The sequence below is a fragment of the Streptomyces sp. NPDC007907 genome (assembly GCF_042959365.1).
Classification (GTDB): domain Bacteria; phylum Actinomycetota; class Actinomycetes; order Streptomycetales; family Streptomycetaceae; genus Streptomyces; species Streptomyces indiaensis.
In genome coordinates this window covers 39,466-65,567 of the sequence record NZ_JBIBKR010000004.1, presented here as the reverse complement: position 1 = coordinate 65,567, position 26,102 = coordinate 39,466, and the positions used below count along the sequence as shown (strand labels likewise).

General features: G+C 73.8%; 16 protein-coding genes. 11 read left to right on the top strand and 5 right to left on the bottom strand.

Annotation, left to right across the window (positions count from 1 at the left end; genetic code table 11):
- Positions 1-145: 145 nt before the first annotated feature.
- Complete coding sequence (locus ACFZDI_RS16585) at positions 146-337, top strand: hypothetical protein (RefSeq protein ID WP_221759658.1); 192 nt, start codon at positions 146-148, stop codon at positions 335-337.
- Between the two features lie 103 nt (positions 338-440).
- Here ACFZDI_RS16585 and ACFZDI_RS16580 read toward each other — a convergent pair whose 3' ends face one another.
- The 4 genes from ACFZDI_RS16580 to ACFZDI_RS16565 all read right to left on the bottom strand — a co-directional run bounded on the left by ACFZDI_RS16580 (position 441) and on the right by ACFZDI_RS16565 (position 5,604).
- Positions 441-1,094, bottom strand: coding sequence for a hypothetical protein (locus ACFZDI_RS16580; protein WP_391251229.1), 654 nt, complete (start codon positions 1,092-1,094; stop codon positions 441-443).
- A gap of 291 nt (positions 1,095-1,385) precedes the next feature.
- Positions 1,386-2,489: a peptide chain release factor 2 gene (gene prfB, locus ACFZDI_RS16575; RefSeq protein WP_234850429.1), complete on the bottom strand. Its 1,104-nt coding sequence runs from the start codon at positions 2,487-2,489 to the stop codon at positions 1,386-1,388.
- 59 nt (positions 2,490-2,548) lie between these two features.
- Entirely contained in the window at positions 2,549-3,796 is a 1,248-nt protein-coding gene (locus ACFZDI_RS16570) for a serine/threonine-protein kinase (RefSeq protein ID WP_234850428.1), read from the bottom strand.
- Between the two features lie 122 nt (positions 3,797-3,918).
- Positions 3,919-5,604, bottom strand: a complete 1,686-nt coding sequence (locus tag ACFZDI_RS16565; RefSeq protein ID WP_391251226.1) for a protein kinase — start codon at positions 5,602-5,604, stop codon at positions 3,919-3,921.
- A gap of 363 nt (positions 5,605-5,967) precedes the next feature.
- Between ACFZDI_RS16565 and ACFZDI_RS16560 the strand changes: the two genes are divergently transcribed.
- The 9 genes from ACFZDI_RS16560 (at position 5,968) to ACFZDI_RS16520 (ending at position 24,838) form a co-directional block, all read left to right on the top strand.
- Complete coding sequence (locus ACFZDI_RS16560) at positions 5,968-10,110, top strand: FtsK/SpoIIIE domain-containing protein (protein WP_391251224.1); 4,143 nt, start codon at positions 5,968-5,970, stop codon at positions 10,108-10,110.
- A gap of 175 nt (positions 10,111-10,285) precedes the next feature.
- On the top strand, positions 10,286-11,698 hold the full coding sequence (locus ACFZDI_RS16555; protein ID WP_234848129.1) for an ABC transporter substrate-binding protein: 1,413 nt from the start codon (positions 10,286-10,288) through the stop codon (positions 11,696-11,698).
- 4 nt (positions 11,699-11,702) lie between these two features.
- Positions 11,703-13,049 (top strand): ABC transporter permease subunit, encoded by a 1,347-nt coding sequence (locus ACFZDI_RS16550; RefSeq protein WP_391251221.1) that lies wholly within the window; start codon positions 11,703-11,705, stop codon positions 13,047-13,049.
- A 91-nt stretch (positions 13,050-13,140) separates the two neighbouring features.
- Complete coding sequence (locus tag ACFZDI_RS16545; protein WP_391251219.1) at positions 13,141-14,001, top strand: ABC transporter permease subunit; 861 nt, start codon at positions 13,141-13,143, stop codon at positions 13,999-14,001.
- A 142-nt stretch (positions 14,002-14,143) separates the two neighbouring features.
- Positions 14,144-16,405 (top strand): CDP-glycerol glycerophosphotransferase family protein, encoded by a 2,262-nt coding sequence (locus ACFZDI_RS16540; protein WP_391251218.1) that lies wholly within the window; start codon positions 14,144-14,146, stop codon positions 16,403-16,405.
- A 158-nt stretch (positions 16,406-16,563) separates the two neighbouring features.
- Positions 16,564-18,762: a CDP-glycerol glycerophosphotransferase family protein gene (locus ACFZDI_RS16535; protein ID WP_391251216.1), complete on the top strand. Its 2,199-nt coding sequence runs from the start codon at positions 16,564-16,566 to the stop codon at positions 18,760-18,762.
- 8 nt (positions 18,763-18,770) lie between these two features.
- Complete coding sequence (locus ACFZDI_RS16530; protein ID WP_391251214.1) at positions 18,771-21,011, top strand: CDP-glycerol glycerophosphotransferase family protein; 2,241 nt, start codon at positions 18,771-18,773, stop codon at positions 21,009-21,011.
- Positions 21,008-22,813 (top strand): hypothetical protein, encoded by a 1,806-nt coding sequence (locus ACFZDI_RS16525; protein ID WP_391251212.1) that lies wholly within the window; start codon positions 21,008-21,010, stop codon positions 22,811-22,813. Before ACFZDI_RS16530 ends, ACFZDI_RS16525 begins: the two co-directional genes overlap by 4 nt.
- 444 nt (positions 22,814-23,257) lie before the next feature.
- Positions 23,258-24,838, top strand: coding sequence for a hypothetical protein (locus ACFZDI_RS16520; RefSeq protein WP_391251210.1), 1,581 nt, complete (start codon positions 23,258-23,260; stop codon positions 24,836-24,838).
- Here ACFZDI_RS16520 and ACFZDI_RS16515 read toward each other — a convergent pair.
- The gene (locus ACFZDI_RS16515; protein ID WP_234848137.1) at positions 24,828-25,241 is read right to left on the bottom strand and encodes an organic hydroperoxide resistance protein; all 414 of its coding nucleotides are present in this window, start codon (positions 25,239-25,241) and stop codon (positions 24,828-24,830) included. The genes ACFZDI_RS16520 and ACFZDI_RS16515 overlap by 11 nt on opposite strands.
- Before the next feature lie 94 nt (positions 25,242-25,335).
- On the opposite strand from ACFZDI_RS16515, the gene ACFZDI_RS16510 reads away from it, so the two are divergent.
- Positions 25,336-25,884, top strand: a complete 549-nt coding sequence (locus tag ACFZDI_RS16510) for a MarR family winged helix-turn-helix transcriptional regulator (protein ID WP_372486645.1) — start codon at positions 25,336-25,338, stop codon at positions 25,882-25,884.
- Positions 25,885-26,102 lie beyond the last annotated feature (218 nt).

Below are 26,102 nucleotides of genomic sequence, written 5' to 3'. Positions count from 1 at the left end.
CCGAACGGCGCGGGGGCGCTGTGTGTACAGCCACAGAAAACGCGCAGCCGCGCGACGGCGGACGGAACCTGGCAAAGTGGAGGGGGAACATTCCCGCCCCCACGGGCGTTGGACACCGTGGAACCGGCGCAAGGAGGGCAAGCGCATGACGTACGACCGGCTGGTGTGCGCGAACTGCGCGTCCCCCGTGAACGAGGGCCGCTGCCCGGTGTGCCGCGCGAACCGCGAGCGGCTGCAGCAGGAGAACTTCCTAGCGGGTCTGAACCCGATGACGCTGATCGCCCTGCTGACGGTGCTGATCGCGGCGGTGGCCCTGCTGGCGCACCAGACCGTGTAGGGCGTAGGCCGCCCCCCTGCCGACATGGCCGAGGGCCCGGAGCGTGTCGCTCCGGGCCCTCGGTGTCGCTCTGGGCGCACGGTCCGTACGGACGTGGCTACCGTCAGGCGGCAGCGCCGCCGCGGCCGCTCACGAGGCGGGGCAGCAGACGGAAGCCGACACCGCCGGCGATCATCGTGGCGGCGCCGATCACCAGGAAGGTGGTCTGCGCGGCACCCGTCTCGGCGAGCTCCTTGCCGTTGCCCTGGGCCTGCGGGGCCGGGGTGGAGTCCGAGCCGGTGTCGGTGAGGGCGGAGGAGCCCTCCTCCTGCGGCGAGGTGCCGCCGTCGGGGTCGGCGTTGTTGCCGCCACCGGTGCTGCCACCGTTGGCGTTGCCGTTACCGCCGCCGTTGCCGTTGTCGCCACCGTTGCCGCCGCCGGTGCCGTTCCCGTTGCCCGGGTCGGACGGGACGTCCGTCGGGTCCTCGGTCGGCTCGGTGGGCTCCTCCGTGGGATCGGTCGGCTCCTCGGTGGGCTCCTCGGTCGTCGGCGGGTCCGTCGGGAGGTCCGTGGGCGGGTCGGTCGGGAGCTCGGTCGGCGGGTCGGTCGGGTCGCCGTCGCCGGCGCTCACGCCGACACCGACGCCGGTGTCGGCGAGGCCGACGTTCACGCCCAGGTCGAGAGCGGATGCCGCACCGGCGGCGGTCAGCGAGGCACCGGCGGCGATCACGGCACCGGCGGCAATCCGCGCGACACGGATCCGCGTCTTCTTCGTCATGTGGTTGCTACCCCCAGTAGCTCATCGTCATTAGGCAGCGCTCGGGGCTGTGCTCGACGGGGATGGCTGTGGTGAAAAGGCGCCCCGGTTCACATGCGCCCCAGAGACACGCATGCCGCGCTTTACCCTTCCCATTTTTCAAGAACACGTCAAGGCCGTTTACGGACGCCGTGTCCAACTACGGGAGATTTGCCGGGAGTCTGAGACTGTGAGTGTGATGTAGAACCCGGACATGGGGGTGCGGAAAAGGCAACTGCCGCCCTGACAGCGGCAGTTGCCTTGTCGACAAACTTACTTCTCCTGCTGCTTGCGCCAGCGAATTCCGGCTTCGATGAAGCCGTCGATCTCGCCGTTGAACACAGCCTCGGGGTTGCCGACCTCGAACTCGGTGCGCAGGTCCTTCACCATCTGGTACGGGTGCAGGACGTAGGAACGCATCTGGTTGCCCCAGGAGCTGCCACCGTCCTTGAGGGCGTCCATCTTGGCCCGCTCCTCCTGGCGCTGCCTCTCCAGCAGCTTCGCCTGGAGCACGTTCATGGCCGTGGCCTTGTTCTGGATCTGCGAGCGCTCGTTCTGGCAGGAGACGACGATGCCGGTGGGGATGTGGGTGAGGCGCACCGCGGAGTCGGTGGTGTTGACGCCTTGGCCGCCGGGGCCGGACGAGCGGTACACGTCGACGCGCAGTTCGGACTCGTCGATCTCGATGTGGTCGGTCTGCTCGACCACGGGCAGGATCTCCACGCCCGCGAAGGAGGTCTGCCGCCGGCCCTGGTTGTCGAAGGGCGAGATGCGCACGAGCCGGTGCGTGCCCTGCTCGACGGAGAGCGTGCCGTAGGCGTAGGGCGCCTGGACGGCGAAGGTGGTCGACTTGATGCCGGCCTCTTCCGCGTACGAGGTCTCGTAGATCTCGGTCTTGTAGCCGCGCTGCTCGGCCCAGCGCAGGTACATGCGCTGGAGCTTCTCGGCGAAGTCGGCGGCGTCGACGCCACCGGCCTCGGCGCGGATGTTCACCAGGGCCTCACGGGAGTCGTACTCGCCGGAGAGGAGGGTGCGGACCTCCATCTCGTCCAGTGCCTTCCGCACCGCGGCGAGCTCGGACTCGGCCTCGGCGCGGGTGTCCGGGTCGTCCTCCTCCTCGGCCATCTCGAAGAGGACTCCCAGGTCGTCGATGCGACCGCGCAGGGCCTCGGCCTTGCGCACCTCGGCCTGGAGGTGGGACAGCTTGCTGGTGATCTTCTGCGCCTCATCGGGGTTGTCCCAGAGGGACGGCGCGGCCGCCTGCTCCTCGAGCACGGCGATGTCTGCCCTCATCTTGTCGAGGTCCAGAACGGCCTCGATCGACTCCATGGTCGAGGAGAGGGACTTGAGCTCTTCGGATACGTCGACGACTGCCACGCCCTCCAGCGTAACGGCTCCGCCCGTCGGCCATCGCAGGGCGGCCTGAGCCGCCCGGTTCAGGGGGTCTGCGGGGCCGAGTTCTTCGTGTCCTGGGGAGGTGCGCCGTCGTCGTCACCCGACGTGGTCAGCCAGGCACCGACGCCGATCGCCGCCACGAGGGCGACCGCGCCCGCTCCCAGGGCCACCCGGCGGCGCCGGGTGGCTGCCCGGTTGCGGGCCGAGCCGGGACGGGGCGCGCCCGGGGTGCGCGGGGCCCGGGCCGTGCCGTGGGCGCCGCCGGCCAGCTCGTCGGGGGCGGGGACGCGCATCGAGGTGTGGGTGTCCCGGTTGGAGTCGGTGGGTTTCGCGCCCGGCACCAGCGGGACCGCGCCCCGCCGCCGGACCCGCTCCCCGGCCGGCGCGGCCCCGGCGGGCTGCTCCTCCCGGTCGGACTCCTCCGCGCTCTCGGTGTCCGGCTCGTCGACCTCCAGCGGGGGCATGCCCGCCAGCATCGGCAGCAGCTCCCGCAGCCGGGCCCCGAGCTCCGAGGCCCGCAGCCGCGAGGCCGGGGCCTTGGCCAGGCACTGCACCAGCAGCTGCCACAGCTCGTCGGGGATGCCGGGCAGCGGGACGACCGTCTCCGTGACGTGCCGGCGCAGGACGGCGCCGGGGTGGCCGCCGCCGAAGGGGGTGAAGCCGGCCAGCAGCTCGTAGAGGACCGTGGCGAGCGCGTAGATGTCGACGGACGCCCGCGGGGGCAGGCCCTCGACGATCTCCGGGGCGAGGTAGTCCGGGGTACCGATGATCTTGGTGGCCTTGGTGCGGCGCGGGGTGTCGATCAGCTTGGCCACGCCGAAGTCGGTCAGCAGCGCGCGGTGGGAACCGCCGGGGCCGAGCGGGCCCTGCATGTCCAGGAGCACGTTCTCCGGCTTGACGTCGCGGTGCACCACGCCCGCGGCGTGCGCGGCCGCCAGTCCGTCGGCGATGTCGGCCGCGATCGCGACGGCCGCCTCGGGGGCCAGGCGCCGGTCGCGGTCCAGCCGGGTGCGCAGATCCGTGCCGCGGACGAGGTCCATGACGAGCGCCAGGTCGTTGCCGTCGACGACCAGATCGCGCACGGACACCACGTGCGGGTGCTCCAGGCCGAGCAGCGCCGTGCGCTCCTGGACGAAGCGGCCGACGAGTTCCTGGTCGGACGCGAGGTCCTCGCGCAGCAGCTTGATGGCGACGGGGCCTTCGGGGCCCTCGCCCAGCCACACCGTGCCGGCGCTGCCCCGCCCGAGGATCTGATGGGCGGTGTACCGGCTGCCGATCTTCCGTGCCAAGGCTGCTCCTACCGACGCGTGTTGTCGTTAAAACTACGCGTCCGGGGAGCCAACCTTCACCGGGGAGGCGGAAATCACCCGCCAGTTGTCGACAAATCACCAGCCCCGCAGGGCGGTTCCGGTCAGTTCGTGCCGGAACCGCTCCCGCCGATCTTGTCGAACCAGCCCGTCACGGTGGAGAACCAGTCGGTGAGCTGGTCCCAGTAGCCCTTGGTGGTGCCGATCCACTCCTGCAGCGGGCTCAGCTCCCACACCAGCCAGCCCGCGACGAACAGGATGACGATCGTGAAGAGGCAGCCCTTCAGGCATCCCAGGCCGGGGATCCGCATCGGGCTGGCGCTGCGCTGGCGCGGCTGCCGGGGCTCGCGCTGGGGCCGCTGCGGCTGCTGGGGCTGCGGCGGCGCGGGCGGGGCGTAGCGCTGCGGAGGCTGAGGGCGCTGCGGCTGCGGGGCGTACTGCTGGGGCTGGGGCTGCTGCTGCGGGTATCCGTAGCCGGGGCCCGGCGGGGGCGCCTGACGGCGCGGGGGCTGCTGGGGCCGGGCCACCTGGCGCTGGGGGCGGCGGCGCAGCGGGTCCTCGTTCGGGTCGAGGTACTGGACCTGCGTCTGCTCGTTGCGGTCGCGGGCCGCGCGCAGCTGGTTCTGCCAGGGGTGCGGGTCGTCGGGGCCGCCCTGACCGCCCTGCTGTCCGGGCGAGCCCGGCGGGACCGGCGGCATGACGGCGGTCGGGTCGGCGGCGCCCCGGTGGTTCATGACGGCGGTGGGGTCTGCGGCACCGGCCGGGCCGGCGGTGTGCGGCAGGACGCTGGTCGCGGCGTTCGGGTCGTAGGCGCCGGCGCCCTGCGGGAGGACCTGGGTGGGGTCGGCCGAGCCGGGCGTGTCCGGCACCGGCGCGGGGGCCGGGTCGGGCGCGAGCAGCATGCCGACGCCCTCGGCGGCGGCGATCTGCGCGGAGTTCGCGTGGACCCCGATGCCCTCGGCGACGACGCGCAGGCCGCGGGCGAGGTTCTCGGCGCTGGGGCGCTCGTCCGGGTTCTTGCGCAGGCAGCGCTCGATGACCGTCCACAGCGGGTCGGGGACGGTGGAGGGGCGGCGCGGCTCGGAGCTCAGGTGCTGGTGCAGCACCTCCAGGGCGGAGCTGCCGGAGAACGGCGGGCGGCCGGTGACCAGCTCGTACAGCAGGATGCCGGCGCCGTAGATGTCGACGGCGGAGGTCTGCGGGCGGCCCTCGGCGGACTCGGGGGCGACGTACGCGGGTGTGCCGACGAATTCCTGCGTGCGGGTCAGGCCCGGGGAGTCGGCCAGCCGGGCGATGCCGAAGTCGGTGAGCAGCGGGTGCATCTGCCCGTCGTACTGCTGGAGCAGGACGTTGGCCGGCTTGAGGTCGCGGTGCACGACGCCGTCGGCGTGGCTGGCGGCGAGCGCTTCGGCGATCTGGGCGGTGAGCAGGGCCGCGGCGACCGGGGTGAAGGGCCCGTTCTCGCGCAGGTAGCGGTGCAGGTCGGGGCCCTCGACGAGGTCCATGACCAGCGCCAGCAGCTCGCCCTCGACGACCAGGTCACGGACCCGGACGATGTTCGGGTGGGTCAGCCGCAGCAGGACGGACCGCTCGCGCAGGAACCGCATGACGATGTCCGGGTCGCCGGCCAGCTCCTCCTTGAGGACCTTGATCGCGACGGTCTCGCCGGGCTGCCCCGGCACGGCCGCCTCGGCGCCCGCGGTCTCGCGCTGGCGGGCTCGCCAGACGGTGCCCGTGGCGCCGCGTCCGAGCGGCTCCTCGAGCAGGTACTTGCTGCCTACCGGCCGCACGTCATGCGCTCCCTGGTGCTTGCCTTGCCTGCTGGCCTGTCCGACCCACTGTAGTGCCGGGGGGCCGGGGACCGGAGTGTCGTCTTTCTGTGGGTCTTACGTAGCGCCCCTCACACTCGTTCGAAAGGAAGACGCTCACCTCGGTCCCGTGGTTGCCGCAGGAGAGCGTGAGTGATCTCAAGCGATCGCCTGTGGGTCATCTCTCAGGCACTTTTGCGGGCAGAGCCGACCAATCAAGATCAACTTTTTCGGAGCGGGGGGCGCACTGTCAGTGGCAGGTGCGAGGATGCTGCCAGTACTGGCCGACGTGCTGGGGCGGGGTGGGGGGACTCCGCGCCCGGGCAGAAGGGACCGCTGACGGCGATGCAGATCCGGCTGACCGTCGTAGATCCGCTGGGCCCGTCGGCGCCGGCGCGGGACCGCGCCCCGCGCAGCGACGTGCTGGTCACGGCCCCCGCCGGTACGGCGCTCGCCGCCGTGGCGTCGGCGCTCGCCCAGGCGGTCACCGGCGGTGACGGTTCGGGCGCCCCCGTGCTGTACGCCGGGGAGCAGCGGCTGGACGCCCGGCGCTGCACGCTCGGCGAGCCGCCGCTGACCGACGGTGCCGTGCTGTCCGTGGGCGCGCCGGGCGAGCCGGAGCCGCACCCGGAGCTGGAGGACGCACCGGCCCAGCTCCAGGTCGTGGCCGGTCCCGACGCCGGCGGTGTCCATCTGCTGCACGGCGGCGAGATCCGCATCGGCCGTTCCGCCGACGCGGACGTACCGCTCGACGACCCGGACGTCTCCCGGCTGCACTGCGCGGTGACGGTGGGCGCGGACGGGCGCGTCGCGGTCGCCGACCTGGGCTCCACGAACGGCACGACGGTGAGCGGCGCGCGGATCGGCGGCCGGGCGGTCCCCTTCGTGCCGGGTGCGCTGCTGCGGATCGGCGAGTCGGCCCTGCGGCTGGCTCCCGCCGGGGGGCCGGGGGCCCGGGTGGAGACGACTCCGGACGGTGAGGGGCACGTGCGCGTGGCCGGGCCCGCCGAGTCACCCGGGACCGGCGAGGCCGCTCCGGGACCGGCCGGCCCCGCGGGCCCGACGCACCACGCCCGCGGTTCGGCGGCCTGGGGCGTGCCGGGTTCCCCCGGTCATGGCCCCGCGGATCCCGCCGTGGTGCCGGGGCAGGGCGGTGCGCCCCGGACAGAGACCGAGGCGGCGGGCTCGGCGCCGCACGCGCCGCGGAGCGGCAGCGGGGGCACGGGGGCGGCACCGCAGGCGCCTCGGGGGGACAACACCAGGGACGCAGGATCCGAAGCGCCGCAGGAGCGCGGCCGGGCCGTGTCGCAGGAGCGGGGTCCTGTCGGCGACGCGCTCGCCGGGAACGGCGGCGGCGCGGGCCCGTCGGGAGACCGCCGGAACCAGGCGCAGTCCCCCGGCGACGCGGGCACCGCCCGTGCCGGCAGCCGGCGCAGTGACGTGCCGTCCCCGGCAGCCGGGGGCGAGAACACCTCGGCGGGACGCCGGAGCGCGGCGCAGTCCCCCGGCGACGCGGGCACCGCCCGTGCCGGCAGCCGTCGGGGGGACGTGCCGTCCCCGGGAGGCGTCGGCGGGGACACCTCGGCGGGGCGGTGGAAACAGGTGCGGTCCCCCGGCGACGCGGGCGCGGCTCGTGCCGGGAACCATGGGGCCGAGGTGGCGTCCTTTGGGCCCGGAGGGGCGGCCCACGCAGGGGACGGGTGGAGTGATGTGCCGACCGGGGGCATCGGGGGTGAGACGCGTCGGCAGACGACCCCCGGGTCCGCGCACAGGCCGGCGGAGGTGAGCGGACCGCACACCGGTTCGTCGGAGGAACCGGTGCGGACCGCCCGGCGGCACGACGCCGCTCCGGGCGACGCCGCACCGCAGCGCGACGCGGGCCGGCCGGCGGGCGGCGCCGGGGACACGCACGCGGGTCGCTCCCTGACCGGAGCGTTCGGTGACGCGGCCCCGGACCGCACCGGACCCGCGTACGACGTCGGCGCCACGGACGGCAGCGGTCAGGGCCCCTGGGACCCGGACACCGGTGCCGACGACCCGGCCCTCGCCGACCAGCGTGCCGGTCGTGGACGCAAGGGCACTCCCCTGCGCGGCACCGACATACCCCAGCAGACCCGCAGGCGCGGCGGCCTGGGCGCGTGGGCCCGCCGGCTGACCGGGGGCCGCGGCGAGCAGACGGCGGAACCGCGCGAGGCGTACAAGGACGAAACGGCCCCGGTGGCGGCCGCACAGCCCCACCCGGTCGTCGTGCCGGCCGTGCCCGAGACCTGGCCGGACCCGGCCACGCTGCTGCTCACGGCCCTGGGGCCCGGCCCCCGGCTGTGGGAGCGCGGCCCCGGCCACCCGGAGGCGCTCGCCATACGCCTCGGTACGGCAGACCGGGCGGCACCGGACGGCTCGGGCCTGCTGCCCGCCGTCCCCGTGACGGCCGGACTGCGCGAGGTCGGCGCCCTGGGACTGGCCGGGCCGCGGGCGCGGCTGACCGGCCTGACCCGTGCCGTCCTGGCCCAGCTCACCGCCCTGCACTCCCCCGACATGCTGGAGATCGTCCTGATCGCCGCGGACCGCTCCCGCCCTCTGGAGGAGCGCACCGCCGAGTGGTCCTGGCTGGGCTGGCTGCCACACGTGCGCCCGGGCCACGGGCAGGACTGCCGCCTGCTCCTGGCGCACGACCGGGAGCAGGCCGCCGCCCGTGTCGACGAGCTGACCCGCCGTCTGGAGGACCAGCTGGCCGACGCAGGGGCCGGCGGTCCGCTGGCGAGCGCCCCGGCGAGCGGCGGCTCACAGCCGGCCGGCGCCCCGCCCCAGGGCCGGAGTCACACGGTCCCGGCCCCCCGCCGCCCCTCCTGGGCCCTGGACGACGACGCCGGCACCGACCCGGCGGGCGGTTTCCCGGGCCCGTACACCGTCGTGGTCGTCGACGGCGATCCCGGCGGTGCCGACCTGCGCGGAGCCCTCGGGCGGCTGGCGCTGGAGGGCCCCCGGGCCGGGATCCATCTCGTCTGTCTGGCCGAGACGGCCGCCGCCTCCCCGGCCTCGCCGGTGACGGACACCTACGAGGCGGCCTGTTCGGTGGCGCCGACCTTCCGGCAGTGCGGCGCGGTCGCGCTGCTCAGCGGGGACGTGGCGACGGCCCTGCGGCTGGTGCGGGTGGCCCGGACCGGTGGTGACGGCGCGTCGGCCGGACCCGTCGGGCACGGCACCGTCGCCACCGTCGACGCTGTCTCCGCGGCCTGGGCGGAGCGGTTCGCGCGGGCGCTGGCGCCGCTGCGGACGGACGGCCCGGCCGGTGGGCGTCAGCCGCGGGTCTCCGCGCCGCTGCCGCAGGCGGCCCGGCTGCTGGACGAACTGGGGCTGGCCCGCGCCACCCCGGCGTCGCTGATGGCGCGCTGGGCGGACGCGGCCGACGACGCCGAGGCGCTGGGCGGGCGTGTGCGCGCGGTGCTGGGCGCCGGGCCGCGCGGCCCGGTCGGCGTGGACCTCGCGGTCCAGGGGCCGCACCTGCTGATCGAGGGCCCGCCGGGCAGCGGCCGTACGGAGCTGCTGAGGTCCGTCGTCGCGTCCCTGGCCGCCGCCGAGCGGCCGGACCGCCTCGGCATCGTGCTGGTCGACGGCCGGGGCGGCCCGGGTGCGGGCGGCAGCCAGGGGGAGGGACTGCGGGTGTGCACGGACGTCCCGCACGTCACCACCCTCCTCATGGCGCACGACCCGGTCCGGATGCGGGAGTTCGCGCAGTCCCTGAGCGCCGAGCTGAAGCGGCGCGCCGAGCTGCTCGGGCGGTCCGACTTCGCCGAGTGGCACACCGGCCGCGCGCTGTCGGGCCGTATGGTCGCGCAGCGCACGGCGACGGCCCGGGGCGGCGCCCGGACCGAGGCGACGGCCGCCGCGGGCTCCGGCGACCTCGAATCCCCGTCGAGTTCCACCATGCGGCTGCGGCCCGGCGCGGCCCGGCGGCAGACGGAGGCGGCCGCACCGCCGCTGCCCCGGCTCGTCGTGGTCGTGGACGACCTGGACGCGCTGGTCTCCCCGGCGCTCGGCTCGACCGGGCGGCCCGCGGCCGGTTCGGTGCTGCGCGCGCTGGAGGCCGTGGCCCGGGAGGGCGAGCGGCTCGGTGTGCATCTGGTCGCGGCCACCGGCCCGTGCGCCCGTACGGCGGAGACGGAACCGGCGCGCCGGGCCACCCTGCGTGTGGCGCTGGACGCGCCGGCCCCGGGCCCGGAGGAGCCCGCACCCGGCCGGGGGCGGCTGACCGGGGCGGACGGACGGGTCACCCCGTTCCAGGGCGGCCGGGTCACCGGCCGGATTCCCCGGACGGCGACGCTGCGTCCCACGGTCGTACCCCTGGAATGGCACCGCATGGGTGACCCTCCGGCCCGGCGTCCGGTGCGGGAGCTCGGAAACGGCCCTACCGACCTGGCACTGTTGGCCAGCGCGCTGGAAAGGGCGGCACGGGAAGTCTCGGCTGCGAAGGTGCCGTCGCTCCTGTGAGCGGGGAGGGTCTTCGGCTCCTCCCGCGTCATGGGGCCGCGTCCCTGGTCACGAGGGAGTCACGATCCCCCGCTTGACAGCCGACGCCATCTTGCCGCCCCCGCACACCCGGGCGTAGACCAGATCGCACGGGAGCGCGCTCGACGTTCGACGAGGAACGAAGAACGGGGCAGTCATGCGCATGACGAGCAGCACCATCCGGACACGCTGGTCGCCCGAGCGGGACACGGCGACCCCCCAGAGCCGCAGAGCCGTCAAGGCCGCGGCCGCCGTCGCGGCGGGAGCCCTCGCGCTCTCGCTCTCCGCCTGCGGAAGCAGCGACAACGACAGCAGTGGAAGCACGGGCGACACCACCACATCAGCGAACAACGTCACCCTTCCCAAGCTCGACGGGACGAGCCTGGAGATCGCCGCCGTGTGGACGGGCACGGAACAGGCCAACTTCAAGAAGGTCCTGCAGGAGTTCGAGAAGCGCACGGGCGCCAAGGTCACGTTCGTGCCCGCACAGGACCCGATCATCAACTTCATCGGTTCGAAGGTGGCCGGCGGGCAGCCGCCGGACATCGTGATGCTGCCGCAGCCCGGCGCCATCAAGCAGGCCGTCGACAAGGGCTGGGCCAAACAGCTGGGATCCGACGCCGTGAAGGAGCTCGGCGAGAACTACTCGCAGGGCTGGCAGGACATCGGCAAGGTGAACGGCAAGCCGTACGGCGTCTACTACAAGGCCGCCAACAAGTCCCTGATCTGGTACAACAACCAGGTCTTCGAGAACGCCGGGGCCAGTGAGCCCGAGACCTGGCCGGATCTGCTCAACACCGCGCAGACGGTCTTCGACTCCGGCGTCACCCCGTTCTCCATCGGTGCGGCCGAGGGCTGGACGCTGACCGACTGGTTCGAGAACGTCTACCTCTCCCAGGCCGGCCCCGAGAAGTACGACCAGCTGGCCAAGCACGAGATCAAGTGGACGGATCCGTCCGTGAAGGACGCCCTGACCACCCTCGCGCAGGTCTGGGGCAAGCCCGACTGGATCGCCGGCGGGGCGAACGGGGCGTTGCAGACCGACTTCCCGGCCTCCGTCACGCAGGTCTTCACCGGCGGGGACCAGCCCAAGGCGGCCATGGTCGCGGCGGGTGACTTCGCGCAGGTCAACATCCCGTCGGGCATGAAGATCGGGACGGACGCGAAGGTGTTCCCGTTCCCGGCCGTGGGTGACCAGGGCCCGGTGGTCTCGGGCGGCGACGCGGCCGTGATCCTGGAGGACTCGAAGGGGTCGCAGGCCCTGGCCACCTGGCTCGCCTCCCCGGACGCGGCGTCGATCCAGGCCAAGCTGGGCGGCTACCTCTCCCCCAACAAGAACGTGCCGAACTCCGACTACCCGAACGCGGTGCAGCAGAAGATCGCCAAGGCGCTCATCGACGCCGGTGACGACTTCCGCTTCGACATGTCCGACCAGGCCCCGCAGGCCTTCGGCGGTACGCCCGGCAAGGGCGAGTGGAAGATCCTCCAGGACTTCCTGAAGAACCCGAAGGACGTCGCGGGGACGCAGGCGAAGCTGGAGGCCGAAGCGGCCGCGGCCTACGGGAACTGACGTCATGTCGTCGGTTCCGGCGGCAGGGGGCGCCACGCCCCCTGCCGCTCCCAAGCCGCGCAAGAGTGTGACCGGTACCCGCAGGACCGTCGCGGCGCTGTTCCTGCTGCCCGCGCTCGTCCTGCTCGGCGCGCTCGTGGTGTACCCGATCGGGTACTCGGTCGTACGCAGCTTCTACGACCAGTCCGGTGACGGCTTCGCCGGAATAGACAACTACAAGGCCCTCTTCACCGACGAGGGCATCCGCACCGCGCTGAAGAACAACATCATCTGGGTGGTGTTCGCGCCGACGATCGCGACGGCGCTCGGCCTGATCTTCGCGGTGCTGACCGAACGGGTGCGCTGGGGCACGGCGTTCAAGCTGGTCGTCTTCATGCCGATGGCGATCTCGATGCTGGCGGCGGGCATCATCTTCCGCCTGGTGTACGACCAGGACCCGGACAAGGGCGTCGCGAACGCGGTGTGGGTGGGCGTGCACGACACGTTCGCCCAGGCCTCGGCGTTCCCGAAGGCCCACCCGGGCCGCGACTCGCCGCTGAAGCCGGCCGGCGGGGGCGCGTTCATCACCACCTCGCCGGTCCGCACCGGCGAGGCGGTCCTGCTGCCGCTGGTGGGGGTGGCGCCCGATCAGATGCCCGACGGCGTGAAGGCCGCGGTGGCGCCGAAGCCCGAACCGGACAAGGTCACGGGCACGACCTGGCAGGACTTCACGCGCGGCCAGGGCGTCGGCACGCTCAACCGTGTCGATCCGTCCGAGCTGGGCTACGCCGGCATGCGGATCGAGGCCGTCAAGGACGGCAAGGTCGTGGCGTCGACGACGGCCGCGGGCGACGGCACCTTCACCCTGCCCGCCTCGGCCGACGGGTCCCAGCTCCGGCTCCCGGCGAGCAATTTCAAGGAGCCGTACAACGGCCTGGACTGGCTCGGCCCGTCCCTGGTCACCCCGGCCATCATCGGCTCGTACATCTGGATGTGGGCGGGCTTCGCGATGGTGCTGATCGCGGCCGGGCTCGCGAGCGTGCCCCGGGAGCTGCTGGAGGCGGCCCGGGTCGACGGCGCGAGCGAGTGGCAGGTGTTCCGACGCGTCACGGTGCCGTTGCTGGCGCCGGTCCTCGCGGTCGTCGCCGTCACCTTGATGATCAATGTGCTGAAGATCTTCGACCTGGTCTTCATCATCGCTCCGGGATCGTCCCAGGACGACGCGAACGTCCTCGCCCTGGAGCTGTACCGCAAGGGCTTCTCCGAGGACCAGCCGGGCATCGCCAGCGCCATCTCGGTGTTCCTGCTGCTCCTCGTGGTCCCGGTGATGTGGTTCAACGTGCGTCGGCTGCGGCGGGAGGTCAGGCGATGAAGACGGCCCGGTCCTCCCCCTGCCTGGGGTCCGGGGGTCGTCCCCCGGGAAAGCACAGAAACGTGCGTCGGCTGCGGCGGGAGGTGCGGCGATGAAGTCCGGGCGGTCGCTGGGATCGCGGCTCACGGAAGGGGTGAGCGGCGGGCTGCTGCGGGTGTTCCTCATCGTCGTCGGACTGTTCTGGCTGGTGCCGACCATCGGGCTGCTGCTGTCCAGCCTCCGCGCGCAGGAGGACATCGCGGCGAGCGGCTGGTGGAAGGTGTTCACCGAGCCCTCCCAGATCACCTTCGACAACTACTCGAAGCTGCTGGAGAACGAGGACATCACCAGCTCCCTGCTGAACACGGTGTGGATCACCGTACCGGCGACACTGCTGGTCGTGGTCATCGGCTCGCTCGCGGGCTACGCCTTCGCCTGGATGGAGTTCCCCGGGAGGGACTGGTGGTTCCTCGGCGTGGTCGGCCTGCTGGTCGTGCCCGTGCAGGTGGCGCTGATCCCGATCGCCGAACTCTTCGGCAAGATCGGCATCTTCGGCTCGGTGCTCGGCGTGGTGCTCTTCCACGTCGGCTTCGGCCTGCCGTTCGCGGTGTTCCTGCTGCGGAACTTCTTCGCGGAGATCCCGAGGGAACTGCTGGAGGCGGCGCGCCTGGACGGGGCGGGTGAACTGCGCCTGTTCTTCCGTGTCGTGATGCCGCTCGGCGCCCCGGCGATCGCGGCCCTCGGCATCTTCCAGTTCCTGTGGGTGTGGAACGACCTGCTGGTCGCGCTGATCTTCTCGGACTCCGGGAGCCAGCCCATCACGGTCGCGCTCCAGACGCAGGTACGGCAGTTCGGCAACAACATCGACGTGCTGGCACCCGGCGCGTTCATCTCGATGGTGGTCCCGCTGGCCGTCTTCTTCGCGTTCCAGCGGCAGTTCGTGTCCGGCGTGATGGCCGGGGCGGTCAAGTAGCCGGCAGCGCAAGGCAGTTGGAGGGGCGGGCCGGGGACGGCTCGCCCCTTGCGCATTCCCCCGTATGCCGCAGCAACCGTAACCAAGTCGGCCCATCGGCCGTTCCCGGGCCGAACGCCCGCGCCGACCGATGGATGGCCTCTTGCCCAGGTTCAGTGTCATTGTCCCCGCGTACCAGGTTCAGGCGTACCTGCACGAGTGCCTCGAATCGGTCCTCTCCCAGTCCTGTCCCGATCTGGAACTGATCGTCGTGGACGACTGCTCGCCGGACGCGTGCGGTGCGATCATCGACGAGTTCGCCGCCCGCGACGCGCGCGTCCGCCCCGTCCACCTGCCGGAGAACGTCGGCCTGGGCCGCGCGAGAAACGCCGGCGTGGCGCACGCGAGCGGCGACTACCTGCTGTTCCTCGACAGCGACGACACCCTCACGCCCGACGCGCTGCGCTCGATCACCGACCGGCTGAAGGAGACGGGCGAGCCGGACGTGCTGGTCTTCGACTACGCGCGCACCTACTGGACCGGGGAGGCGATCCGCAACCAGGCGGCCCCGCAGCTCACCGAGCAGGGCCCGGCGCCGTTCCGCCTGGAGGACCGGCCGGGGCTGCTGCGGTTGCTGATGGTCGCCTGGAACAAGGCCTACCGTAGGGAGTTCGTGGAGGAGGGGGGCTTCGTCTTCCCGCCCGGCGTCTACGAGGACACGCCGTGGACGTACCCGGTGCTGATGACCGCCGAGTCGATCGCGACCCTCGACCGGGTCTGCGTGCACTACCGGCAGCGGCGGCAGGGCAGCATCCTGCGCACCACCAGCGAGCGGCACTTCGACGTCTTCGAGCAGTACGACCGGGTCTTCGCGTTTCTCGACGAGCGTCCCGAACTGGCCCGGTGGAGGCCGGTGTTGTTCCGCCGCATGGTGCACCACCTGGCGATCGTGTACTCCCGGCGGGACCGGCTGCCCCGGGGTTCGCGCGCCGACTTCCTGCGCCGGGCCCGCGCCCACTACCGGCGCTACCGCACCCCCGGGGCCCCCGGCCCCCTGCGCTGCCGGATCCACCACGTCCTCATCCGCTTCGGCCTGCACCGCACCTACCGCACCCTCCAGCTGGTGTCGGCGCTGCACCGCACCACCGCCCGGACCGGCGGGACACTGCTGCGGGGCCTGCGGTCGGCCGCCCTCAGGACCCACTACCGGGTGCAGCGCTGCCTGCCGCTGTGCGCCGACCGCGCCGCCTTCGCCGCCTACGACGGCCGCGGCCACGGCTGCAACCCCGGCGCGCTGGAGACGGCGTTCCGCGACCTCGCGCCGCACATCCGCACGGCGTGGATCGCCCGCCGCGAGCACCACCACACGATCCCGCCCGGCCCGCGCCGCATCGTCCCCGGGACGGCCGCCTACTGGACGGCGCTCGCCCGCTCCCGCTACCTGGTCAGCAATACCGGCTTCGACGACCGGCTGGCCAAGCGCCGGGGCCAGGTCCTGATCCAGACCGGGCACGGCACCCCGCTCGGGCACATCGGCCTCGACCTCCAGGAGCGCCCCGCGGCGGCCCGCGGCCGGGACTTCGCGCGGCTGCTGAAGGACGTCGACCGCTGGGACTACGTGCTGTCCGCCAACCGCCACACCACCCTGACCCACGAGCGTGTCCACCCCGGCCGCTACACCACGCTGGAGTACGGCTACCCCCGCAACGACGTCTTCCGGACGGCGACGACGGCGGACGTGGCCCGGCTGCGCGCCTCGCTCGGCATCCCCCGGGGCGCGGTGGCGATCCTGTACGCGCCGACCCACCGCGACTACCGCCGCTCCCAGCGCCACGCCCTGGACCTCCAGCGGATCGTGCGCCGCCTCGGCCCGCGCTTCGTCGTCCTGGCCCGCGCCCACCACGCCTACGACGCCCCGCTGACCACCACCTGCGGCCGGGTCGTCGACGTCTCCGGCCACCCGAGCGTGGAGTCGCTCTGCCTGGCGTCGGACGCCCTGGTCACGGACTACTCGTCGCTGATGTTCGACTACGCCAACCTGGACCGGCCGATCGTGGTCCACGCCGACGACTGGGAGGCGTACGACGCGGCCCGGGGCACCTACTTCGACCTGTGTGCCTTCCCGCCGGGCGCGGTCGCCCGCGGTGAGGACGAGCTGATCGACATCTTCGCCACCGGCCACTGGCGCGGCTCCCGCTCGGCCCAGCTGCGGGCAGCGTTCCGCGAGCGGTTCTGCACCTACGACGACGGCCGGGCCGCCGAGCGCGTGGTGCGCCGGGTCGTCCTCGGGGAGTCGGAACTGCCGCCGGTCGTGCCGCTCGGCGAGCGCCGCCCGGTGCCGTCGGCGGCGGCCTCGCTGACGCGTGAGCCGCTCACCACGGTGCCGTTGCCGGCCGGTCCGCACGTCGTCACCGACCGCCTCTGACCACGGTTCGCACTCCGGGAGTCCGCATGCCCTCCAGCCCGTCGCGGCCGACGCCCAGCAGGCCGCCCTCGTGGCGTCCGTCCGGGCGACCGGGACGCCCGCGCGCCGCTTGAGAACTGCCGGCTCCGGCAGACCCGTCTCCTGACAGAAAGAGCAGAATGCCCCGCTTCAGCATCGTCGTCCCGTCCCATGGGGTCGCGGGCCGGCTGTCCCTGGCGCTGGACTCGGTCCTCGCCCAGTCGTTCGGCGACTTCGAGCTGATCCCGGTATGCGACGCGCCCGACGCGCCGGCGGCGGACGTCGTCGCCGGGTACGCCGAGCGGGACTGCCGGGTGACGCCGGTGCACTCGCCGCCGTCGGCCGGTCTGGCCGGGGCGCGCAACACCGGGCTGGAGGCGGCGGCCGGCAGCCATGTGCTGTTCCTCGACGGCGACGACGTCCTGGTTCCGGGGTCGCTGGCGGCGCTGGACGCCCGGCTGGGCGAGACGGGCGACGTGGACGTCCTGTACTTCGAGCACGAGCGCACCCCCTGGTGGGAGGGCGAGCCGACCAACCCGGCCGCCCCGCTGCTGGCCAGGACACCGGACGGGGCGTTCCCCCCGGGCCGGGTTCCGCGGCTGACGGGTGTGGCGCTCCCCGCGTGGAGCGCGCTCTACCGGCGGGCCTTCCTCACCGAGCACAACCTCGCCTTCCCCGGGGAGCACTACACCGACATCGGGTTCGGCGGACTGGTCGCCCTGCGGGCGGAGCGGGTGGCGGCGCTGCGCGCGGTCGTCGTCCGGCACCTGCTGCGCCGGCAGGGCAACCGGCTGGGGCTGCCCGGCGAGCACCACACCGAGCTGCTCGACCAGTGCGAACGGGTGCTGGCAGAGGCCGCGGAGCAGGAGCTGGCGGCCGACCGGCTGAAGCCGCTGTTCGAGCAGCTCTTCGCGGTCGTGCTGAAGACGGCCGCCCATCCCCGGCGGCTGACGTCCGGACGCCGGGCCTTCTTCCGGCGGGCGAGCGCGCTCTACCGGCGGCACCGGCCCGCCGGGTACCGGGCGCCCGGCGGCAGCCTCGGCGTCCAGCACCGGCTGCTCGCCTCCGGGTCGTACCCGGCGTTCCATGCCCTGCGCGCCGCCAACCGGACGGCGTCGCGGGCCGCCGCGCTGCTCCCCCGCCCGCGGGGGCTGCGCACCCGGCTGCGGTACGCGGTGGGCCTGCGCCTGCCGCTCGACGAGAACCTCGTCGTGTACTGCGCCTACTGGGGCCGCGGCTACGCCTGCAACCCGGCCGCGATCCACGCCAAGGCCCGTGAACTGGCGCCGCACCTGCGCGCGGTGTTCCTCGTGGAGCCGGACGCGGTGGGCAGCGTGCCGCCGGACGTGGAGTACGCGGTCATCGGCAGCCGGAAGTACTGGGAGGTGCTGGCCCGCGCCAAGTACCTCGTCAACAACGCCAACTTCGCCGACGCCGTCGTCAAGCGGCCCGGCAGCGTGCACCTGCAGACCCAGCACGGCACGCCGCTGAAGACGATGGGCGCCGACCAGGCGACGTACCCCGTGGTCGCGGCGGCGACCGGCAGCTTCGCCAGGCTGCTGGCCCGGGTGGACCGCTGGGACTACAACCTCACCTCCAACCGGCACTCCACCGAGATGTGGGAACGGGCGTTCCCCAGCGCGCACGAGACCCTCGAGTACGGCTATCCGCGCAACGACGTCTACTGCACGGCGTCCGCCGAGGACGTGGCCCGGATCCGCAAGGAACTGGGCGTCCCCGACGGCAAGAAGGCCCTGCTCTACGCGCCCACGCACCGCGACTACGCCACCGGCTTCGAGACGGGCCTGGACCTGGCGGAGTTCTGCGAGGCGATCGGCGACGACTACGTGGTGCTGCTGCGCGCCCACTACTTCTACGACCAGGGGGCGAGCAGGGGCGGCGGGCGGATCATCGACGTCACCGGGCACCGCTCGTCGGAGGACGTGTGCCTGGCCGCCGACGCGCTGATCACGGACTACTCGTCGATCATGTTCGACTACGCCAACCTGGACCGGCCGATCGTCGTGTACGCCGACGACTGGGACGTCTACCGGGAGACCCGGGGCGTCTACTTCGACCTGATGGAGCTCCCGCCGGGCCGGGTCGCCCGCACGTCCGAGGAACTGGCGGCCGTCTTCCGCGACGGCTCCTGGGCGGACGGGACCGCCGCGTCGCTGCGGGCCGCGTTCCGGGAGCGCTTCTGCCAGTTCGACGACGGGCGGGCCGCGGAACGTGTGGTGCGCCGGGTGCTGCTGGGGGAGCCGCCCGAGTCGATCCCGCACGTGGTGCCGCTCGCGGAGCGCGTCCCGGCCCCCGCCGCCACCCTCACAAGGAGCTGACCGAAGACGTGCCCCGCTTCAGCATCATCGTCCCCGTCTACAAGGTGCAGGGCTTCCTGCGCGAGTGTCTCGACTCGGTGCTCGGCCAGTCCCACGGCGACTTCGAGGTGATCGCCGTGGACGACCGCTCGCCCGACGGCAGCGGCGCCATCCTCGACGAGTACGCGGCCCGCGACGACCGGGTGCGGGTGCTGCACCTGCCCGAGAACGTGGGCCTCGGCCGGGCCCGCAACGCCGGTCTCGCGCAGGCGGCCGGCGACTACGTGCTGTTCCTGGACAGCGACGACCACTACACGCCGGGCCTGCTGGCCGCCGTCGCCGCCCGGCTGGCGGCGACCGGCGACCCGGACATCCTGGTCTTCGACCACGTGCGCACCCACTGGTGGGGCCGGGGCGGGCGCAGCGAGGCGGCTGACCTGCTGGCCGCGGCGGGCCTGGAGACCTTCGACATCCGGCGGAGCCCGCAGTACCTGAACCTGTTCCTGGTCGCCTGGAACAAGGCCTACCGGCGCTCCTTCCTCCAGGAGCACGGGCTTCAGTACGCGGCGGGGCTGTACGAGGACGCGCCGGTCACCTACCGGTCGATGGTGCTGGCCGAGCGCATCGCCTGCCTGGACCGGATCGGTGTGGAGTACCGGCAGCGCCGCCAGGGCGCGATCACGAAAACGCCCGGGCGCCGGCACTTCGACATCTTCGGGCAGTACGAGGGCCTGTTCGCGTTCCTGGAGCAGCGCCCCGACCTCGACTGGGCGCGGCCGCTGCTACTGGAACGCGCCCTGGACCACATGCTGTTCGTGCTGGCCCGCGAGGACCGGGTGCGGCCCGCCGACCGGGGCGACTTCTACCGCGAGATCCGCTCCTTCCACCGCCGTCACCTCCCCGAGGGCGGCTTTCCGCTGCCGGACGGCTGGCGCGGGGTGGAGATGCGGCTGCTGGCCTCGGCGCCCTACGCCTCGTACGCGGCGGCGCGCGGGCTGCGGGAGCTGCGCGCCGCCACCCTGGGCGGGCAGCGGAAGGTGGCGGCAAAGGCGTCGGAGACGGCCCGGCGCGCCTGGTACGCGACGCAGTCGAAGCGCCCCCTCGATCCGCACCTGGCCGTCTACTCGGCGACCCACCACCGGGGCGTGAGCGGTGATCCGGCCGCGATCCACGCGAAGGCGCGCGAGATCGCCCCGCACATCCGGGGCGTGTGGGTGGTCCGGGAGGACGCGGTGGACACGCTGCCGCCCGGCATCGACCATGTGACGCCGGGCTCGCGGCGCTATCACGAGGTCATGGCCCGGGCCACGTACTGGGTGAACAACGTCAACTGGCCCGGCACCCTGGCCAAGCGGCCCGGCAGCGTGCACATCCACACCCACCAGGGCACCCCGCTCAAGTACATGGGTGCCGACCTGCTGACCAAGCCGGGCGCCCGGCACGGCTTCGACGTGCCGCAGATGCTGCGCCGCGCCGACCGCTGGGACTACAGCCTGGTCGCGGGGCTGCACGCGGAGCGGGCGTGGGAGCGGGCGTACCCGTGCCGCTTCACGTCGCTGCGCACCGGCAGCCCGCGCAACGACGTGCTGGTCGGCGCCGGTGAGGAGCGGGGCCGCGCGGTGCGCGAGCGGCTCGGCGTCCCGGCCGGTGACACCGTCGTGCTGTACGCGCCGACCCGCCGCGACTACCGGCGGGGCGGCCATGTCGACCGGTTCGACCTCGCCCGCTTCGCCGAGGACCTGGGCCCCGGGCACACGCTGGTGGTCCGGCTGCACCCGTCGCTGGCAGGGGGCATCGCGCGCGGCCTGGGCCTGTCCGACCTGCACCGGCGGGGCGTGCTGCTGGACGCGACGGACGAGCCGCACGTCGAGGACGTGATGCTCGCCTCCGACGTGCTGGTCACCGACTACTCCGCCCTGATGTTCGACTACGCCCTGCTGGACCGGCCGATCGTGGTGCACGCCGACGACTGGGGCGCGTTCGCGGCCAGCCGGGGCGCCTACTTCGACATCACGGCCGACGCGCCGGGCCATGTGTCGCGCTCCTACCGGGAGCTGACCTGGCTGTTCACGTCCGGCACCTGGCGGGACGCGGAGGCGGCGCGGCTGCGCTCCGGTTTCCGTGAGCGGTACTGCGAGTTCGAGGACGGGCGGGCCGCCGAGCGGGTCGTCCGGCTGGTGATGCTCGGCGAGCGGGGCGGGGCGCTGCTCCCCGCGGCCCGCCGGACCGAGGGTGTCCGCATCCGGCCCGAGGCGCTGATCGACAGATGAGAACTCCCGCGACCCCCGAGGCCGTTCCCTCCCTGCCCGGTCAGCGGGCCGCCTCGGCCCGGCCCCGCGCCGTCGCCGAGCGGCTGCGGCCGGTGCGGTGGTGGCACGCGGCCCTGGTCGGCGTGCCCACCGTGGCCCTGTTCGTGCTGGGCTACCGGCGCCGCTGGATCTGCGACGACGGGCTCATCTACCTGCGGCCGGTCCGGCAGATCCTGGCGGGCCACGGGCCGGTGTTCAACGTCGGGGAGCGGGCGGAGAGTTCGACGGGCACCCTGTGGCAGTGGCTGCTCGCGCTCGCCACCTGGGTCACCGGCGAGGACCCGGCGTTCCTCGCGGTCGGGCTGGGGCTGCTGCTGAGCACCGCCGGGTTCGCGTTCGCCCTGCTCGCCACGTGCCGGCTGCACCGGAGCTCCGGGCTGCTGCTGCCGGCCGGGGTGTTCGTGCTGCTGGCCGTGCCGCCGTTCTGGTCGTACATGACGTCGGGTCTGGAGAGCGGCCTCGGCGCGTTCTGGACCGGCCTGTCGTGGTGGCTGCTGGTGCGGACCCGGCGTGGCCAGGAGGGCCGTGAGACGTACGCGGCGGCCTTCGTGTTCGGGCTGGGCGCGCTGGTGCGGCCCGATCTGGCGGTGGTCACGGTGTGCTTCCTGGCGGCGCAGTGGTGGGTGCTGCGTCCCTCCCGGCGGGGCACGGCGGCGGCGCTGGCCTCGGCGGGCGCGGTGCCGCTGGCGTACGAGGTGTTCCGGGCGGGGTACTACGGGATCCTGGTGCCGCTGCCGGCCATCGCCAAGGAGGCGAGCGCCAGCGACTGGGGCAGGGGCGCGGGGTACGTGCAGGAGACGCTCGGGCCGTACTGGCTGTGGCCGGTCGTGCCGGTGCTCGGGGCGCTGGCCGTCCTGCTGGTGCGGCGCGCCCGCCGGGAGCAGCGCGGCCGCGTCGAGGGGCGGGCCTCGCTCGCGGTGCTGCTGGCGCCGCTCGCGGCGGGCCTGCTGCTGGCCGGGTACGTGGCGCGCGTCGGCGGTGACTACATGCACGCCCGCATGATCCTGCCGGCGCTGCTCCTGCTGCTCCTGCCGGTGCTGGTCGTGCCCGCGACCAAGGTCACCGGCGTGGCGGGGGCGCTGCTGGTGGTGTGGCTGTGCGCGGCGGTCAGCCCGCTGCGGGCGCCGTTCGACGTGCGCAGCACGCCCGGGTCGTTCAACGTGCGCAGTTCCGACGTGGAGGGTCTCGGCGACCACAACCCGGTGCGCACCGGCACGTGGGTCGCCAACTGGCCCGCCCTGCCCGAGGGGCGCGCCATGCTGGCCCGGGCGGAGCGTGCGGACGGGCCGACGCTGCTCTACTTCGACGCCGGGCGGCGGCTGCACGCCACGCCGATGCGGGCGGACGCCCCGTACCGGGTGGTGATCGTGGGCCGTCATCTCGGAGTGACGGGAGCGGCGGCGCCGCTGGACGCCTACGTCAACGACGCGTGGGGGCTGGCCAGTCCGATCGGGGCGCATCTGGCGCTGGAGCGGTGGAGCTGGCCCGGGCACGAGAAGTTCCTGCGCAACTACTGGATCTTCGCCGAGTGGGCGGCGGAGCACCCGCCGCAGCGGGACCTGCTGCGGGCCGGGGCACCGCGGGAGGCGGTCGAGGCGGCCCGGGCGGCGCTGGGCTGCGGCGAACTGGCCGAGCTGCGCGAGTCGGTGCGCGCCCCGCTCACCGCCGAGCGGTTCTGGCGCAACCTCACCGGGTCGGTCGAGCGGACCCAGTTCCGCTTCGCACGCTGGCCGGTGGCGGCGCAGCGGGCCCTGTGCGAGTGACGGTCGGCGGGTGGGGTCAGCGGCCATCGGTCCCACCTCAGCCGCACCGGCCGACGGCGTGCCCGGTGGGCGCTGTGCGCGTGACGGTCGGCAGATGGGGGTAGCGGACCGTCAGTCCCACTACAGCCGCACCGGCCCACGGCCTGCCCGGTGGGCGCTGTGCGCGTGACGGTCGGCAGGTGGGGGTAGCGGGCCGTCAGTCCGACTTGCCGCACCGGCCCACGGCGTGCCCGGTGGGCGCTGTGCGCGTGACGGTCGGCAGATGGGTCAGCGGGCCGGCAGTCCCACTTCAGCCGCACCGGCCCACGGCGTGCCCGGTGGGCGCTGTGCGCGTGACGGTCGGCAGGTGGGGGTAGCGGCCTCACCCGATGAAGTGATGCGGGGTCAGGGCAGGCGTAGGGGCGGGAACATTCGGCGCATGCCCCAGACCCCTTCCGCCCTCCGGTGAGCGCCCCGGCCCTCGTCCGGCGGGCCGTGCGCGGCGCGACGGCGCTGCGCGGCGGCCGTGCCGGACGGCTCACCCCGTACCAGTTCTACGGCGCCCTGTTCTGGCTGGTGATGACGCTGGCGTACTGGCGGGTGCCGCTGTGCTGCGACGCCGGGCAGCACGCGGCGGTCGTCGAGCGCCTCAAGGCCGACCTGCTGCACCCGGCCCACACCATGGCGGACCTGCCGGGTGAGGGCAGCCCGTACTACGGCCCGTACGCCGTGGCGCAGGGCCTGCTGGCGCGGTTGACGGGGCTGTCCGGGTGGGAGGTCGTGAAGCTCGCCGGACCGGTGCACCTGGTGGTGCTGCTGACGGGGCTCGGCCGCTTCGTCAGGACCCTCACCCCGCGTCCCTGGGCGCCGGTGTGGGCGCTGCTGTTCATGACGCTGCTGTGGGGCAGCGCGCGGATCCTGTGGAGCGGCTACCTCGGGCTGATGTCGATGACGACGAACCTGGGCTACCCGTCCGCGCTCGCCATCGGCCTGACGTTCTGGGCGTGGGCCTGGACGGGCCGGCGCGCGGGGGACGACGCCCCCGTCGTGCGGTTCGTCGGCCCGAGCGGGCTCGGCGGCTGGTGGGGGTACGCCGGCATCGGCCTGCTGTACGGGCTGATCCTGCTCACCCACCCCGTCACGGCGGCTTCGGCGCTCACCGGGGCGGTCGGGGTCGTGGCGTCCCGGCAGCGCGGGTGGCGCCGCCCGGTCGTGGCGCGCTGGGCGCTCGCGGGGGCGGTCTGCGCGGCCGTGGCCCTGACCTGGCCGTACTACGACGTGCTGACGCTGGTGGGCGACACCGGCATGGACGCGATGCACCGCCGGCTCTACGCGGGGATGCCCGCCAACTCCTGGCTCGCGCTGCTCGGGCTGCCCGCGCTGTGGGTGCGGGCCCGCAGGTCGGCGCGTGATCCGCTGGTGTGGATGTTCCTGCTGGAGTGCCTGCTGGTGGCGTACGGCTGGGCGAGCGGGCACTACACGTACGCCCGGGCCCTGTGGGCCGTGCTGGTGCCGCTGCAGTTCGCCCTGGCGGTGGAACTGGCGGCGCCCCGGCCCTGGCGACGGGCCCGGCGGGTGCTGGGCGGGGCCGCGGCGGCCGGGGTGTGCGTCGGGTTCGTCACCGTGCACGCCGGGGCGGTGGTGCCGCGCTCGGTGGACCCGGTGGGGTTCGCACAGCCGACGCGCTGGCCGTCGTACGACTGGGCGGCCCGGCACATCGGGCCCGGCGACGTGGTGATCACCGACGGGTACTTCGCCAGTCACGCGATCGCCGGCTACGGGCCGAACCTCGCCGCGCCCATCTGGCCCGATCCCGCCCTGGACGAGCGGGAGCGGGAGCGCCGTGCGGCCGACGTCCGGGCCTATCTGGCCCCCGGTTCGACCCGCGCCGAGCGGTCCGCCGTGGTCCGCCGCTACCACGTGCGCTGGCTGCTGCTGACGCGCTGGCACCCGGTGCCCGAGGAGGCCGTGGTGGTGGCGTGGAGCGAACGGACGGGGGAGGTGCTGGCGCGGGTCGGGGGTGGCGCGCGGGTGGTTACTCGATGACGAGGTCGACCTCGATGTTGCCGCGGGTGGCGTTGGAGTACGGGCAGACCTGGTGGGCCTGCTCGACCAGCTTGCGGCCGGTCGCCTCGTCCACGCTGTCGGGGAGCTCCACGCGGAGGGTGACGGCGAGGCCGAAGCCCTCGCCCTGCTTGCCTATGGAGACCTCGGCGGTCACGGCGGCGTCGCTGACGTCGACCTTGGCACCGCGGCCGACCAGGCCGAGGGCGCTGCCGAAGCACGCGGCGTAACCGGCGGCGAAGAGCTGCTCGGGGTTGGTGCCCTGGCCGTTGCCGCCCAGTGCCTGCGGCGTGCCCAGGGCGAGGTCCAGCACGCCGTCGGAGCTGACGGCGCGGCCCTCGCGGCCGTGGGTGGCGGTGGCGACAGCGGTGTAGAGCGCGTCCATGGAAAACCTTCCCTCTCACGTCACGTTTCGGCGGCCCGCTACGGGCCGCCCGACCCCCAGAATTAGAGCACACAATTAAGTTGTGTGCAATTGAATGGCGGGCGCGAGCTATCCTGGGCACATGAACACGCCGGACGACGACTGGCTCCGCCTGGACCAGCAGATCTGCTTCTCCCTGCACGCGGCCTCCCGCGCCTTCAACGGCGTCTACCGCGGGATCCTCAAGGACCTCGGCCTCACCTACCCGCAGTACCTGGTGATGCTGGTGCTGTGGGAGCACGACGAGCTGCCCGTGAAGAAGCTCGGCGAGCACCTGCGTCTCGACTCCGGCACACTGTCGCCGCTGCTCAAGCGGCTGGAGGCGGCCGGTCTGGTGCGGCGGGAGCGCAGCGCCCGCGACGAGCGGTCGGTGGAGGTGCGGCTGACCGAGGAGGGTGTCGCGCTGCGCGCGCGGGCGCTTCAGGTGCCGCGCCGCATCGCGTCCTCGACCGGCTTCGGCGCCGAGGAGATCCGCATGCTGCGCGCCCGCCTAGACGAGCTCACCACGGCTCTGGACGCGGCCGCGGCACTCGCGGAAGGGCAGGACGGCCCGTCCGCCGCCGAGCAGCCGTCCGGCGCGTCCCCGGGCCTGCGCCGGATGTAGAGGCGCAGCACTACGTCGTCCCGGACGCGTTCCCGCCGGACGTGTTCCTCGCGGACGGTGAACTCTTCGGCCAGGACGGCGAGCTTGGTCTGCTCCACCGGGTCGGACGGAGGCCGCCGCGGGTCCAGCGCGTGCGCCTCGGCGACGACCCAGACGCGGTCCACCGAGGCGAGTCGCCGCCGCAGCTCATCTGGGGTCGCCTCGCGGCCCCACAGCGT